Source organism: Symbiopectobacterium sp. RP (assembly GCF_050472005.1).
Taxonomy (GTDB): domain Bacteria; phylum Pseudomonadota; class Gammaproteobacteria; order Enterobacterales; family Enterobacteriaceae; genus Symbiopectobacterium.
On record NZ_JBGOGS010000002.1, the window covers coordinates 1,113,244 to 1,127,315 of the forward strand.

Annotated in this window: 16 protein-coding genes and 9 pseudogenes; 9 read left to right on the plus strand and 16 right to left on the minus strand. The window is 44.3% G+C overall.

Annotated elements, in window-relative coordinates; translation table 11 throughout:
• Window positions 1-131 precede the first annotated feature (131 nt).
• Window positions 132-1,460, plus strand: a complete 1,329-nt coding sequence (locus ACD630_RS24745) for a hemolysin family protein (RefSeq protein ID WP_430360977.1) — start codon at window positions 132-134, stop codon at window positions 1,458-1,460.
• A gap of 79 nt (window positions 1,461-1,539) precedes the next feature.
• Here ACD630_RS24745 and ACD630_RS24750 read toward each other — a convergent pair whose 3' ends face one another.
• Window positions 1,540-1,746 (minus strand): DUF1107 domain-containing protein, encoded by a 207-nt coding sequence (locus ACD630_RS24750; RefSeq protein ID WP_415674214.1) that lies wholly within the window; start codon window positions 1,744-1,746, stop codon window positions 1,540-1,542.
• A gap of 228 nt (window positions 1,747-1,974) precedes the next feature.
• Between ACD630_RS24750 and ACD630_RS24755 the strand changes: the two are divergent.
• Together ACD630_RS24755 and ACD630_RS24760 are read left to right on the plus strand one after the other, a co-directional pair.
• A pseudogene (locus ACD630_RS24755) lies at window positions 1,975-2,606 on the plus strand (YtfJ family protein).
• A gap of 28 nt (window positions 2,607-2,634) precedes the next feature.
• Entirely contained in the window at window positions 2,635-2,793 is a 159-nt protein-coding gene (locus ACD630_RS24760) for an IS630 transposase-related protein (RefSeq protein ID WP_430360978.1), read from the plus strand.
• Here ACD630_RS24760 and ACD630_RS24765 read toward each other — a convergent pair.
• Window positions 2,777-3,802: pseudogene (locus ACD630_RS24765) on the minus strand (IS630 family transposase). The gene ACD630_RS24760 and the pseudogene ACD630_RS24765 overlap by 17 nt on opposite strands.
• Window positions 3,803-3,848: 46 nt before the next feature.
• Here ACD630_RS24765 and ACD630_RS24770 point away from each other — a divergent pair.
• The 3 genes and pseudogenes from ACD630_RS24770 (at window position 3,849) to ACD630_RS24780 (ending at window position 4,558) form a co-directional block, all read left to right on the plus strand.
• Window positions 3,849-4,100: an IS630 transposase-related protein gene (locus ACD630_RS24770; RefSeq protein WP_430360979.1), complete on the plus strand. Its 252-nt coding sequence runs from the start codon at window positions 3,849-3,851 to the stop codon at window positions 4,098-4,100.
• A gap of 25 nt (window positions 4,101-4,125) precedes the next feature.
• Window positions 4,126-4,353 (plus strand): annotated as a pseudogene (locus ACD630_RS24775) (transposase); the annotation flags it as partial.
• Window positions 4,354-4,429: 76 nt separating this feature from the next.
• The gene (locus tag ACD630_RS24780) at window positions 4,430-4,558 is read left to right on the plus strand and encodes a transposase (RefSeq protein WP_430359511.1); all 129 of its coding nucleotides are present in this window, start codon (window positions 4,430-4,432) and stop codon (window positions 4,556-4,558) included.
• 94 nt (window positions 4,559-4,652) lie between these two features.
• Here the strand turns inward: ACD630_RS24780 and cysQ are convergent, their stop codons facing one another.
• From cysQ to ACD630_RS24835, 11 genes and pseudogenes are all read right to left on the minus strand, one after another.
• Window positions 4,653-5,393, minus strand: coding sequence for a 3'(2'),5'-bisphosphate nucleotidase CysQ (gene cysQ / locus ACD630_RS24785; RefSeq protein WP_430360980.1), 741 nt, complete (start codon window positions 5,391-5,393; stop codon window positions 4,653-4,655).
• Between the two features lie 336 nt (window positions 5,394-5,729).
• Window positions 5,730-5,858: a transposase gene (locus tag ACD630_RS24790; protein WP_430360981.1), complete on the minus strand. Its 129-nt coding sequence runs from the start codon at window positions 5,856-5,858 to the stop codon at window positions 5,730-5,732.
• Window positions 5,821-6,171, minus strand: a complete 351-nt coding sequence (locus ACD630_RS24795) for a transposase (protein ID WP_430361280.1) — start codon at window positions 6,169-6,171, stop codon at window positions 5,821-5,823. Before ACD630_RS24795 ends, ACD630_RS24790 begins: the two co-directional genes overlap by 38 nt.
• Before the next feature lie 15 nt (window positions 6,172-6,186).
• A pseudogene (locus ACD630_RS24800) lies at window positions 6,187-6,552 on the minus strand (IS630 transposase-related protein).
• 33 nt (window positions 6,553-6,585) lie between these two features.
• Window positions 6,586-6,939, minus strand: a pseudogene (locus ACD630_RS24805) (EscN/YscN/HrcN family type III secretion system ATPase); the annotation flags it as partial.
• Window positions 6,940-7,155: 216 nt separating this feature from the next.
• Window positions 7,156-7,353 (minus strand): annotated as a pseudogene (locus ACD630_RS24810) (EscN/YscN/HrcN family type III secretion system ATPase); the annotation flags it as partial.
• A 16-nt stretch (window positions 7,354-7,369) separates the two neighbouring features.
• A complete protein-coding gene (locus ACD630_RS24815; protein WP_430360982.1) occupies window positions 7,370-7,777 on the minus strand; it encodes a hypothetical protein in 408 nt (135 codons plus the stop codon).
• Between the two features lie 10 nt (window positions 7,778-7,787).
• The gene (locus ACD630_RS24820; RefSeq protein WP_430361281.1) at window positions 7,788-9,839 is read right to left on the minus strand and encodes an EscV/YscV/HrcV family type III secretion system export apparatus protein; all 2,052 of its coding nucleotides are present in this window, start codon (window positions 9,837-9,839) and stop codon (window positions 7,788-7,790) included.
• Window positions 9,811-9,975 carry a hypothetical protein gene (locus tag ACD630_RS24825; protein WP_430361325.1) on the minus strand — a complete coding sequence of 55 codons (165 nt, stop codon included), beginning with the start codon at window positions 9,973-9,975 and terminating at the stop codon, window positions 9,811-9,813. Before ACD630_RS24825 ends, ACD630_RS24820 begins: the two co-directional genes overlap by 29 nt.
• Window positions 9,976-10,390: 415 nt before the next feature.
• Complete coding sequence (locus ACD630_RS24830; protein WP_430360983.1) at window positions 10,391-10,804, minus strand: hypothetical protein; 414 nt, start codon at window positions 10,802-10,804, stop codon at window positions 10,391-10,393.
• Between the two features lie 27 nt (window positions 10,805-10,831).
• Window positions 10,832-11,302, minus strand: coding sequence for an HrpJ domain-containing protein (locus ACD630_RS24835; protein ID WP_430360984.1), 471 nt, complete (start codon window positions 11,300-11,302; stop codon window positions 10,832-10,834).
• Window positions 11,303-11,681: 379 nt separating this feature from the next.
• Between ACD630_RS24835 and ACD630_RS24840 the strand changes: the two genes are divergently transcribed.
• From ACD630_RS24840 to ACD630_RS24850, 3 genes and pseudogenes are all read left to right on the plus strand, one after another.
• Window positions 11,682-12,149, plus strand: coding sequence for an IS630 transposase-related protein (locus tag ACD630_RS24840; RefSeq protein WP_430360985.1), 468 nt, complete (start codon window positions 11,682-11,684; stop codon window positions 12,147-12,149).
• Window positions 12,032-12,394 (plus strand): annotated as a pseudogene (locus ACD630_RS24845) (IS630 family transposase); the annotation flags it as partial. The gene ACD630_RS24840 and the pseudogene ACD630_RS24845, both read left to right, overlap by 118 nt.
• Before the next feature lie 32 nt (window positions 12,395-12,426).
• On the plus strand, window positions 12,427-12,549 hold the full coding sequence (locus ACD630_RS24850) for a hypothetical protein (RefSeq protein ID WP_430361326.1): 123 nt from the start codon (window positions 12,427-12,429) through the stop codon (window positions 12,547-12,549).
• Here the strand turns inward: ACD630_RS24850 and ACD630_RS24855 are convergent.
• The 3 genes and pseudogenes from ACD630_RS24855 to ACD630_RS24865 all read right to left on the minus strand — a co-directional run.
• Window positions 12,509-12,811, minus strand: a pseudogene (locus ACD630_RS24855) (type III secretion system outer membrane ring subunit SctC); the annotation flags it as partial. The gene ACD630_RS24850 and the pseudogene ACD630_RS24855 sit on opposite strands and share 41 nt — an antisense overlap.
• 428 nt (window positions 12,812-13,239) lie before the next feature.
• Window positions 13,240-13,443, minus strand: a pseudogene (locus ACD630_RS24860) (IS5/IS1182 family transposase); the annotation flags it as partial.
• A complete protein-coding gene (locus ACD630_RS24865) occupies window positions 13,436-14,041 on the minus strand; it encodes a hypothetical protein (RefSeq protein WP_430360986.1) in 606 nt (201 codons plus the stop codon). The gene ACD630_RS24865 and the pseudogene ACD630_RS24860, both read right to left, overlap by 8 nt.
• Window positions 14,042-14,072 lie beyond the last annotated feature (31 nt).

Below are 14,072 nucleotides of genomic sequence, written 5' to 3' on the forward strand. Positions count from 1 at the left end.
ACACCGTTATAATGCTTGCGCCGCCTGACATCCGTTACGGCGGCGTTATTCATTCTGTCATCTAATGCGATTATTACTATTCATGCATTCATGACCTTCCTGAGGATCTGGCCACGGCGGCCGGAAAACATATGTTAAACAGTTTATTACTGATAGTTCTTCTGATCGCGCTCAGTGCGTTTTTCTCGTTGTCCGAGATATCACTGGCCGCTTCACGCAAAATAAAACTTAAACAGATGGTCGATGAGGGTAATCTCAACGCCGCCATGGTATTAAAGCTCCAGGAAACGCCCGGTATCTTTTTTACAGTTATTCAAATCGGTATTAACGCCGTGGCCATTCTGGCCGGTATCATCGGCGATCAAGCGTTCTCTCCCTATTTCACCGTGTTTTTCCAACGCCTTATGACGCCAGAAATGGCCGATTCCGTCAGTTTTGCCTGTTCCTTTGTGCTGGTAACCAGCCTGTTTATTCTGTTAGGCGACTTAACGCCGAAACGCATTGGCATGACGACACCGGAAGCCGTTGCTATCCGGATTATCAATCCCATGCGCTTCTGCCTGTTCTTTTTCCGTCCGTTGGTGTGGTTTTTTAACGGACTGTCGAATGTGATCTTTCGTTTGCTCAAACTGCCTATGGTACGCAACGACGACATCACCTCCGATGACATTTACGCAGTGGTGGAAGCTGGGGCGCTGGCGGGCGTGCTGCGTAAGCAAGAGCATGAATTGATTGAAAACGTCTTTGAGCTGGAATCTCGCACGGTGCCCTCGTCGATGACACCGCGGGAAAGCGTGGTCTTTTTCGATCTGCACGAAGACGAAGCGCAAATAAAAGAGAAGATTGCCCAACAACCACACTCCAAATTTCTGGTGTGCAACGGCAATATCGACCAGGTCGTCGGTTATGTTGACTCCAAGGATCTGCTCAACCGTGTGTTGGGCAACCAGAGCTTGGCGCTCAACGGCGGTATTCAAATCCGCACCGCGCTGATCGTGCCCGATACGCTGACACTGTCGGAAGCGCTGGAAAGCTTTAAAGCGGCGGGCGAAGATTTCGCGGTGATCCTGAACGAATATGCACTGGTGGTCGGCATTATCACCCTGAACGATGTGATGACTAGGCTGATGGGCGATCTGGTTGGTCAGGGCATGGAAGAACAGATTGTAGCGCGTGATGAAAACTCGTGGCTCATTGATGGCGGCACACCGATTGAAGACGTGATGCGTGCGCTGGATATCGACGATTTTCCCCATTCGGACAATTACGAAACCATCGGCGGCTTTATGATGTATACGCTGCGCAAGATTCCGAAACGTACCGATTCTGTCCGTTTTGCAGGCTACAAATTTGAAGTGGTGGATATCGACAGCTACAAGATTGACCAGTTGCTGGTCACTCGTCTTGAAGAGAAGAACGCAGCGTCTGCGGCAATTGCCGATGCAGAACCTAAAAGCTAGTCTTCAACCTGCGCCAGCCTGAACCGCTGGCCCGTTGCTGCTGCCCATCACTGGCGGCAGCAGCATTCCTCTCAAACCGTTAGCCCATGTCGGCTTGCAGCCGCATCACCTGACGGTTCACCTCAGACATCACCAGCAAATGCTGTTTGTCTTGGGTTTTCGGCAGTAATATTTTGCCGTAATCAAACTCGAAAGCACCGATGCCTCTGATATACAACCGGCCACGAAACAGCGTTTTCACGTACTTCGCAACTTTTAACGGGTTGTAACGTTCGAAGATCCGCATTGTATCTCTCCTCCCGTTTTCATTTTTCTCTTCGGCCCAAAGCTGGGGTATAAAATCATGCGTTAAAAGAACGTCTAACTATTAGTGTCGCCAGATGGCATTTAGTTCCACACAAAAAAACAGCATAATTCACTTTTTTTTCATACTGTTATAAAATAGTTCGGTTATCGATCAGCATGGCTCAACAGTACCTTGTCCCCCACTGACATTGCCGATAAAGGGGAACTGATGTATCAAAACCAACAGCTTAGCTACCAGAACTAGAACAGCGCACAGCTCGTGGGAAAGGTGCGCGTCATCCAGCACATTGCAGGTAGGACATCGTCCAAAGAGATGAACGATCCGCTGATAAGTGCCATCAAGGCCGCTAATCTAGCGCGTGAATATTATAGCCAACCGACTTAAAAATGATCACAGCCAATGCCCTGATATGTGGCAAAAAAATACAGCTAATTGTTATCAAAATAATGTCGCTTAGCTATACCAAACGACGACAATCGTCAATACCGACGACGCCATCATCGGCACTGGCCCGTTTGTTCGTAGCAGTCTTGAAGAGAGTAAAAAAACCTTTCCCTAGTCGCAGTTTATCGTCGACAGTAATGGCAACGTCCGCAAAGCCTGGCAGTTATAGCCAAGCGACATTATTTTGATAACAATTAGCTGTATTTTTTTGCCACATATCAGGGCATTGGCTGTGATCATTTTTAAGTCGGTTGGCTATAGAGCAAAAAAGTTCAGCGATCGTGGTGCTGGATAAGCGCGGCTAGGTGCGCTATGTCAAAGACGGGGCGCTCAGTGCGCAAGACGTGCAGCAAGTAATGAACCTGCTGCCACAGTTGTTGAAAGAATATAGCTAAACGACTTAATTTTGATTGCATTATTTAAATGAGCTATTCAATTGATTTTAGACGTAAAGTGATATCTACACGGGAAGAAGAAGGGTTGAGTATCCGGGAAACAGCGAAGCAATTTCGGATTAGCCCTGCCTCTGTATCGCTTTGGATTAATCAAATATACCCAATAAACCTCAAGATGCAGGTTTGAGCACCTGAAAACGATCGTGAATTCTGGACGTCAGCGAGTCCGCTATTTCTGGTAGCGTATTGGTGAAAAAATTGAATATTGCATCCCGAAAATCGCGGGTGTTTTCAAAATAGCGATTATTCCGTGTATGCTCATTCATCACTTTCCACAGGCGTTCTATCGCGTTCAGATTCGGACTGTAAGGCGGTAAATAGTGAAGCTCTATGTTCACGACAAAGGCCCAATCCTTAATCAATTGGGCTCGGTGATAACCCGCACCGTCCAGTATTACATGGATTCTCTGTCGGTAATCAGGGTAACGTTTGCGTATCTCAATGAAAAAACGAGCAATGTTGTAGTCATTAATTGTTTTGTAATCGTGAATAACCGTACCGCCGATATCGCTCAGATTCAGCGCACCCAGTATATTCAGACGGGTTCGACTTCCCGTTGTTTTAACTGACTTTTTATGCCCTTTTCGTATCCATCCATAACTGAGCTTTGTGGCTTGTGTCGGATGAACCGCATCGATAAACAGAATCGCCTCATTGCTGGCTGTTTTCTTTAAATTCTCATAATATTCAATGAAATGCTTCTGATTTTCTTCACTGAATTTATGGGGTACGCCCGCCGGTTTTTTGTAGGAGAAACCATGACGGTGCAACCACTTGTTCATGCCGGGAATACTGAATCGGATAGCCCAGCGATGTTCGACATAAGCCACGATGTCGTGGGTATGATGGAAGAGATGTTGAGATAACTAGCTGATTAAGAGCGCAGTCTTTTCAGCACAAAGCCGACTTGCAGACCCACCGTTTTCAGGTTTAAGTTTGCGAGTGTTGACGTAATCGTTGATATGTTGGTTTACCGTCGTTTCGTGCAGACGCAGAGCTTGCGCAATCATCGCAGAGCTCCAGCCTTCGGAGGCCAGCAGGACGGCTTTGATGCGATCACAAACACGCTTATCACGACTGGTGTCATGAAGGTGTTCGAGTTCGGCTTTTTGCTTGTCGGTAATAAATATCTTCATAGCGGGTGAGCATGATCTTCTTACCGCGTAAAATCAAGCATCTTCAATGATCACGGGTATAGAGTCAAAAGCATCAACCACGCGTCAGCGAAAGAGCGATAAATCCGAGTTGATAAAAGATGTTGAACCATATCCAGATACTTACCAAAAAGAACGTGCAGAGCGTTTTGGCGTTTGTCAGAAGGCCATTTGGCAAGCTCTTAAAAAGCTGGGATTGACCTATAAAAAAAACTCTACGTCATCCGAAAGCCGACGAAAGCGCCCGGCAAGCATTTCAACAAAAAATACAACAGTATGAAAAAGAAGGTAAACCTATTGTTTTTATTGATGAAAGTGGTTTTCCACACGATACCCCACGGACTCACGGCTATTCCCCAAAAGGTCAACGGTGTTTTGGGCTGAAGAACGGGGGAGCCAAGGGAAGAACAAATGTTATCGGCGCTTTATTAGGCACAACGCTGTTTGCTATCGGATTATTTGATATCAATATTAACAGCGATGTTTTCTATTCCTGGGTCACACAAGTCCTTATCCCAGTACTCCCTAAAAACAGGGTAATCGTGATGGACAATGCAACTTTTCACAAAAAACATAATATTCAACAAGTCATCATCGATGCAGGGTATTATGGTGGAGTATTTGCCTACATATTCGCCAGATCTTAACCCCATTGAGCATAAATGGGCACAAGCAAAAAGCAAAAAAAGAGAGAGTGGTTGCGATACAGAGATTTTGTTCTCAGTCCATATGGTGTAATCAAAATTAAGTCGCTTAGCTATAATGCTCGGCAGAGAGAACAGACGTGAACGATCGTCTCACCACGCCTGCCTCGCTCATACCACTGCGCACATCAAAACAACGACACGCGAAACCCTGGATTGAGAAAGGATTCACGCGGCACATAATTAAGGGTTTTGCCCTGCCAGTCATGTACCTGCGCACCGGCAGCCGCAGCGACAGCGTGCCCGGCGGCGGTGTCCCACACGTTAGTCGGGCCGAAACGCGGATACAGTTGTGCTTTGCCTTCCGCCACCAGACAAAATTTGAGCGAAGATCCAATCGCAACCGTCTGGTGTTCACCAAGCTGAAGCAAATAGTCTTTTAACTCTGCGTCCAGATGAGAACGGCTCACTACCACCAGCGGTGGGTGCGCATGGTTAACACGGATCAAACGGCGCACGCCTTCCACCTCTTTCCACGCTTTTCCCCCCGATGCCGCATACATAACTCCGGTAACCGGCACATACACTACGCCTAGCACCGGCGCGCCATTTTCAATCAGCGCGATATTCACGGTGAACTCGCCGTTACGGTTAAGAAACTCTTTGGTGCCATCCAGCGGGTCTACCAGCCAGTAGCGCTGCCAATGCTGGCGGACCTCCCAGGCTGGCGGATCTTCTTCCGACAACAGGGGAATATCGGCAAACATCTGCGCCAATCCCTGCTTGATGATGTGATGCGCCGCCAAATCCGCTGCGGTCACAGGAGACGCATCTTTTTTATGCGCGATATCGACAGGGCGTTCGCCATCATACACCTGCATGATGGCGGCAGCGGCGTCACGCGCCAACTGGCAAATTTGTTCCAACATAATGAACCTCGTCTTTCTGGTGCCCACTGTGTACACAATACAACGCAGTAACGGACCTATTCTTTGTCAAAAGAGTGAGATGCGCCACTGACCTGTCATGATTCTATTGCCAATTTACTTCCTTTGGTAGGATACTTTATGAGTATCAAATCCAAGTGCAACGCCAACATGAAGGAGTCAGGCTATATGAAGCACGCGCTCGCGCCAGGTTTAGTGGCCCTGTTTGTTACCACCACACTGCACGCTGCCACCGTCGATCTGGGCATTTTGGAAACCACCGATCTGCACAGCAATATGATGGATTTTGATTATTATAGCCAAGCGACTTAATTTTGATTACACCATATGGACTGAGAACAAAATCTCTGTATCGCAACCACTCTCTCCTTTTTTGCTTTTTGCTTGTGCCCATTTATGCTCAATGGGGTTAAGATCTGGCGAATATGTAGGCAAATACTCCACCATAATACCCTGCATCGATGATGACTTGTTGAATATTATGTTTTTTGTGAAAAGTTGCATTGTCCATCACGATTACCCTGTTTTTAGGGAGTACTGGGATAAGGACTTGTGTGACCCAGGAATAGGAAACATCGCTGTTAATATTGATATCAAATAATCCGATAGCAAACAGCGTTGTGCCTAATAAAGCGCCGATAACATTTCTTCTTCCCTTGGCTCCCCCGTTCTTCAGGCCAAAACACCGTTGACCTTTTGGGGAATAGCCGTGAGTCCGTGGGGTATCGTGTGGAAAACCACTTTCATCAATAAAAACAATAGATTTACTTTTTTTTCATACTGTTGTATTTTTTGTTGAAATGCTTGCAGGGCGCTTTCCTCGGCTTTCGGATGAGGTAGAGTTTTTTTTATAGGTCAATCCCAACTTTTTAAGAGCGTGCCAAATGGCCTTCTGACAAACGCCAAAACGCTCTGCACGTTCTTTTTGGTAAGCATCTGGATATGGTTCAACATCTTTTATCAACTCGGATTTATCGATCTTTCACTGACGCGTGGTCGATGCTTTTGACGCTATTTGATTAATCCAACGCAATACAGAGGCAGGGCCAATCCGAAATTGCTTCGCTGTTTCCCGGATACTCAACCCTTCTTCTTCCCGTGTAGATATCACTTTACGTCTAAAATCAATTGAATAGCTCATTTAAATAATGTAATCAAAATTAAGTCGTTTAGCTATAAATAGCAGAACATGCTTTCCTTTAGCGCTAAAATATTCAGCCACCCGTGTCGCTATCTGCGCAGCATTATAACGTTCAATACAGGATCGGTCTGATGTGGCGTAAACTAACACCACTTGGGATCTGCGCGGAGATTGCTTCAGCATTTCGATAAACTCGGTAACTTCACGCCCACGTTCTCCAATCAGACCAATAACATAAATATCTGCCTTGGAATGCTCAATCAACATGCTCATCAGCGATGTTTTTCCACACCCAGCAGAGGCGAAAATACCCATGCGCTGACCCAAACCACAAGTGAGCAACCCGTCAATAGCACGAACGCCCGTTACCAGTGGCGTATCAATAGGCTTTGTTGAATAAACATATTTTATGCTGCACCCCCGGTGAAACGACATATCCTCACAACGCAAAATCATGCAGTTAGGCCTCATAAGAAAACTGTAAACCTGAGGTGACAAGCATTTTCTACCAAAACTGGTTGACAAAACAGCATGACTCACTATTATTCAACAAAGCCAAGGTTTACCCGTAGGATAGAGCACATTGCGACGAGAAAAACCCTAGTTATCATTTAGCAGGCTTAATAGCGTATATTCGTGATTAAAACCAATAACTTGTGCGAGTCCTACTCGTGTTGAATCCTGAAGGGAGCACTGCACCTCGCACACCTCGCCAATATAGGTGCCGGGTAAATAGACCTCTATGACATTTCCCTGTATTCTTACAGGGTGAGCAAGATGGACAAAGTTTTGCGCGACCATGAGTGCACCCCCGTCATTAATTTAATGCTGTGCGATACTGCTGCAACACCGTTAAAAAGGTATCCAGCATCTCCATAAATGCGGACGCTGACTCACAATGTTTTTCTTTTACCTGAGCGCGAAGATCTAAACTATTATCAATCTGATATAAACAGGGTTGCCCCGCATGAAAAACTTCTTCATTGTGAGCCAATAACAATGGAAATAGATTGGCACTGCAATAACTCAAGGTAGAAAGATTGACTTCACCTAACTGTGCCCAAACCCAAATTTCCTCATCATTACTCTTGATATGGATAGTGGGAATATCATCTTTCATATGCAAGGATATTGTAGAGTGATTATTCAGATCTTTATCAAGAACCTCTGACATCCCAACTTCCGCTAAAATCTCGGTTAGCAACGCAACAACATCATATTGCATAATTCACCCGTTAATTTTGTAGTAAACCAATAACGTCAATGTCCACGCTTTGTGAAATCTCACCGAAGGAGAGCACATCCATTTCAGGATAATGTTCTTCAACAAACTTTTTCACAAAACGCCGAATATCAAGAGACACCATTAAAATAATATCCTTGGCATTGACTCCGTTGCCATGAATACTTTTTTCTAAGCAATTCATAATTCGCTCAGTTTCTGGTGGTGGCAAATTGATAAAGGTTCCCCCAGACGTTTGCCTGATACCATTACGCACCACCGCTTCCAACTCATGCGACATAACAAATGCACGTATTTTTCCTTCCGTAGAAAAACGGTTTGATATATAGCGAGATAACACACCACGCACATGCTCCACTAACATAATGGGATCCTTTTCTTTCGTGGCCCACTGTACCAACGCCTCAAGAATTAACCTCATGTTCATGATAGAAATACTCTCTTGTAACAAACGTTGAAAAACTTCAGTAATACGCTGAACGGTATTATTTCTGTAACACTCTTTGAGTAGTTCTGGATACTTTTTATCAAGGTCGTCAAGCAGTATTTTCGCCTCTTGGATACCGAAAAACTCGGTAATATTTATCACCAGCAGGGTCGATGCACAGACGTAAAATTCATCCTGTGCACTGCGCGTATAAAATCCAAGACTGTGAGCTTTCTTGCATTGATCTTCCGGGAGCCAATAGGTCTTTACTTGATTAATTTCATTGACCTGAACATTGCTGTCCAAAACCTGGTACTCATCGCCACGTAGCAAGATCTTATGCATACCGGGAAAAAGTGGAAAACTGGCAGCTTCAATCTCATTAATTAAAATGACTATAGTATTTTGTGGTGTGTCTTTTTTATAGTTCATCACCACATCAGGTAAACGAACACCGTATTCAATAAAAAAGTGAGGTTTTAAATATGATGAAAATGCATATTGGTCTACTATTTTTTCATGTCCAGAAAATACGGTAACGATTAAAGGAATGGTTTCTGGGATAAACTCACCGTCGATCACAACAGGTTTCCCTTTCTCTTCAACGTCGTTCTCTTTCTGATCTGAACGTGATGCAACCGCTCCTTGTTGTTTCTCTTCCCGTTGGTGTTTGATATAGAGCCCAAACAGCAGTGCGGCCAACAACAGAAATACTGCTAATGGGAAACCGAGCAACAAACCAAGTGCAATGGCAAGAACGCCGGTAACCACCAGTATGAATTTATTGTAAAACATGTCCTGGATGATTTTAGATCCCAGATTATTATCTTCGCTATTATTTACACGCGTAACAATCAAACCACCACTAATAGAAATGAGGAGTGCGGGTATCTGTGCTACCAATGCATCACCTATCGTCAACAGCGTATAGACTGAAAGTGCTGCCGACATGCTCATTCCATGTTGCATCATCCCAACTGAAATGCCGCCCAGCAGGTTAACAAAGATGATGACGATCCCTGCGATTGCATCACCTTTGATAAATTTCATCGCACCATCCAGTGCGCTGTAAAGTTGACTTTCAGCCTCCAATACCGCGCGCCGCTGCCTTACTTCATTTTCGTCAATCACTCCGGCTTTGAGATCGGCATCGATGCTCATTTGTTTTCTAGGCATGGCATCAAGAGAAAAAAGTGCCGCCACCTCAGCGATACGTTCAGAGCCTTTAGTAATAACAATAAGTTGGACGATAGTGACGATAAAGAAAATCACAAAACCGACGATGAGGTTGTCGGCAATCACAAATTCCCCGAAACTGGCAATAATGTCCCCAGTATCGGCATCCATCAACACTAAACGACTCGTACTGATGGATATCGCCAATCGAAAAATGGTACTGATTAATAAAATGGCAGGAAACGATGAGAAATCGAGAATCCTATTAATGTAAAACGATCCTAAAAATATCATCAATGCCATTGTTAAATTAAAACCAATAAGAAAATCTACTACATACGTAGGCAAAGGGATAATTAGCATCACGACGACAAGAATCATTATCACTAAGATAATGAGTTCAGGGCGGTTTCTAATTTGTAGAATAAAATTCTGTAGCATCATATTTCAATGTCATGTCTATATCAAAGTAGTTATGCTTGACATCAGGTGTAGTAATCAGACCACGGACCTTTTCTACGTTCTTTATCATGAAAAGGGCTTTGTTGAATAATAGGTAATCATGCTGTTTTTCCATGCCAGTTTTGGTTGAAAATGCTTGTCATCTCAGGTGTACACTTTTCTCATGAGGCCTAACTGCATGATTTTACGTTGCGAGGATCCGTCGTTTCGCTGGGCTGCCAGCATAAAATCTATTTATTCAACAAAGCCCATGAAAAGAGGTAAGCAGCGAAGAAATAAAACTCAATAGGTATTGCCGACACTCCGGGTCAATGTACATTCTTTCTGGCGTTCTGTTATATACCCCTTTTAATAGCTGAATCACTGTTGCACGGGCTTTGTTGAATAATAGTGAGTCATGCTGTTTTGCCAGCCAGTTTTGGTAGAAAATGCTTGTCACCTCAGGTTTACAGTTTTCTTATGAGGCCTAACTGCATGATTTTGCGTTGCGATGATCTGTCGTTTCACCGGGGGTGCAGCATAAAATATGTTTATTCAACAAAGCCTGTTGCACGTTGTGTTAACAGTAAACGCCGCATAAAATCATGATTAAAATTATAAAGTAAATTTTCAAATTGATGACTTGCGACAATGCCATTAAGGTAAAATATGACTATATCACTTTCATCCATTTTTTTTATTTCATTTTTTAAACTCTCACGAAACGGCAGCGTAGAAAATCGTTCATTCAACAGTAAATCCAAAGTATGAATAGTTCTGGCATCAGATAACCGATCGCTTAACGGACCAAACTCATCAAAATGGATACCTGGCTCACTTGATTTCATATCGGCAATAAGCGCATTCATGGTAAAAGCTAATAAACGCTGCCGGTTATGACACCCATATCGTTCTATCCAGTCCTGATAGATATAGCCAACCGACTTAAAAATGATTACAGCCAATGCCCTGATATGTGAAAAAAAATACAGCTAATTGTTATCAAAATAATGTCGCTTGGCTATAAAGCTGCCTGGTAGGTCTAATTCTAAAAAACACAAGTAACAGTCACGTAAGTCCCCAGCAGATAAGCTCTCTTGACCTTCCATGCTGCTAAAACGCTTTGCAAGGCGGCCAATATTTATGCCGGAACGCATTTTCGGGCAATCCGAGAACTTTTCGAGCTCGGCCATCGCCTCTTTTATTCTCTTCTTTTGTAACGCAGAAAGTTGACGATTAAGCATCAGCTCACGTAATGCCAGCATTAGGTCACTGTCATTAGGGAAGAGACTTCTGCCATATTTTAACAGTCCATCTCTGTTCAAGGACAATCTGGACACTTGCTTAATCAAGGCATCGTGCTTTTCGTCAGCCTTCTCTTCCAACATGGAAGAAAGAAAGTCATTCTCAATATTGTCGTTCCTGCGGCCCATTCGGCTAAAACGACCAAATGTACTCAGCACATCAGCAAATTCTTCGGCTGCATTACTGATCTGCTCTTGCAGATTCTTTACTGGCTGGTGGCTTTGTTGAATAAATAGATTTTATGCTGGCAGCCCAGCGAAACGACGGATCCTCGCAACGTAAAATTATGCAGTTAGGCATCATGAGAAAAGTGTACACCTGAGATGACAAGCATTTTCAACCAAAACTGGCATGGAAAAACAGCATGATTACCTATTATTCAACAAAGCCCTGGCTGGTGCTCACTCTCCTTACTGGTGACAGACACCGTTGACTTGTTGTCTTCCTCTCGAAAATCCATTCGCAGGAGTCTTGCTCGTCCAAGCGGAGGTATCGCCATCTATAGCTAAACGACTTAATTTTGATTACATTATTTAAATGAGCTATTCAATTGATTTTAGACGTAAAGTGATATCTACACGGGAAGAAGAAGGGTTGAGTATCCGAGAAACAGCGAAGCAATTTCGGATTGGCCCTGCCTCTGTATTGCGTTGGATTAATCAAATAGCGTCAAAAGCATCGACCACGCGTCAGCGAAAGAGCGATAAATCCGAGTTGATAAAAGATGTTGAACCATATCCAGATGCTTACCAAAAAGAACGTGCAGAGCGTTTTGGCGTTTGTCAGAAGGCCATTTGGCAAGCTCTTAAAAAGCTGGGATTGACCTATAAAAAACTCTACGTCATCCGAAAGCCGACAAAAGCGCCCGGCAAGCATTTCAACAAAAAATACAACAGTATGAAAAAGAAGGTAAACCTATTGTTTTTATTGATGAAAGTGGTTTTCCACACGATACCCCACGGACTCACGGCTATTCCCCAAAAGGTCAACGGTGTTTTGGCCTGAAGAACGGGGGAGCCAAGGGAAGAACAAATGTTATCGGCGCGTTATTAGGCACAACGCTGTTTGCTATCGGATTATTTGATATCAATATTAACAGCGATGTTTTCTATTCCTGGGTCACACAAGTCCTTATCCCAGTACTCCCTAAAAACAGGGTAATCGTGATGGACAATGCAACTTTTCACAAAAAACATAATATTCAACAAGTCATCATCGATGCAGGGTATATGGTGGAGTATTTGCCTACATATTCGCCAGATCTTAACCCCATTGAGCATAAATGGGCACAAGCAAAAAGCAAAAAAAGAGAGAGTGGTTGCGATACAGAGATTTTTTTCTCAGTCCATATGGTGTAATCAAAATTAAGTCGCTTGGCTATACATGCATTGCCGTTTGTTCATAAATTGCCGCAACATGGTGACCGTTGACTGCAATGTTGCTGTATCCTCACCGGAAAGATTTCGACCCAGTACCGGGTTATTCTCCCAGCGCCCTTGCTAGGTTTCGCCATAAGCTAACAAGCGTGGCTGAATAAGAAACAGCCGTACCATGTTTCTATGGCTGGTATAGGTGTAATCAAACAGCTTTCCCACTAGTGGGATATCTTTAAGCAATGGAATACCAGCACCTCGCAACTCATCCTGCTCGCGACTATAACCACCAATTGGCTTTGTTGAATAAACATATTTTATGCTGCACCCACGGTGAAACGACAGATCCTCGCAACGCAAAATCATGCAGTTAGGCCTCATAAGAAAACTGTAAACCTGAGGTGACAAGCATTTTCTACCAAAACTGGCTGTCAAAACAGCATGACTCACTATTATTCAACAAAGCCCCACCAATTAACAGACTGTAGCGAGTTATTAGCAAATCTGGTGTATGGCGATCAGGCTACGTTCCGCTCTGATGCTTAGTGAATCTGTTCTCCATCCTTAAATTGGACGTTGCTTACAACCAGGGTCAGCAGGTCAAATCCTCTTAGTCGGTTCCAGCTTTTCTGAGCAGACTGGAGCAGCTTAAATACCATTGACAGGGGACTTTGTTGAATAAATCAGAACTTGTAACGACTGCGCCCCATACGGGTCGATTGTTACATGATGCGAATACTGTTCGGCACTCCTAATAGCGTGATCAGGTTAAGCGCTTTGACCATGGCCATGGCTTCACCCACCTGACCATCGTAGTCTCTCAGACTTAGATGACCACCCAGAAGCCTTTTGAACCGGAACATGGCCGTTTCAACCACTGAGCGCCGCTGATAGCCCACTTTCTTTTTCCAGATATCGTTATAGCCAAGCGACATTATTTTGATAACAATTAGCTGTATTTTTTTGCCACATATCAGGGCATTGGGTGTAATCATTTTTAAGTCGGTTGGCTATATCAGCCGTCAAAGCATCCATATGAGTCAGACTCTCAGACAAGCCCTCGGTTAGCGTTGAACGACAACCCGCCCTATCGGTTAGAGTTTGAGACAGGGGCGCTATTGGTAAACCATTTGTAGCATCAAGCAGTAGGCGGGTTTGTAGTTCATAACCGACATCGCCACCATGCGTCGTTTTCAAACGTTCTTCTTTCCCATTGTGGGTACGAAACTGTAAATGAGACCAGTCGTGAACGATGAGAGCGTATGGATGCGGGCTAAGTGCAACCTGCCGGAGAGCCAGCGAAATAATCGGTTCATTGAGCTGAGTGAAGCTAATACGTTCATTATTAAAAAAACGCCAAACGGCCTGAGTAGTGGCGAATGTTGTTTTCTGCGCGCAGGCAAGGTCTTTAACGGCTGACGCCAATGGTGCTGGGGGAGTCATGTGTTGCTTAACCAGACGCTGATAACGCCGGTTAAGGCGGGCATCAATCCCGCCGATGGATAAGTTGAGATCATGCAGCAACGTAATAGCAGATATTGCAAAAGATGTGTAG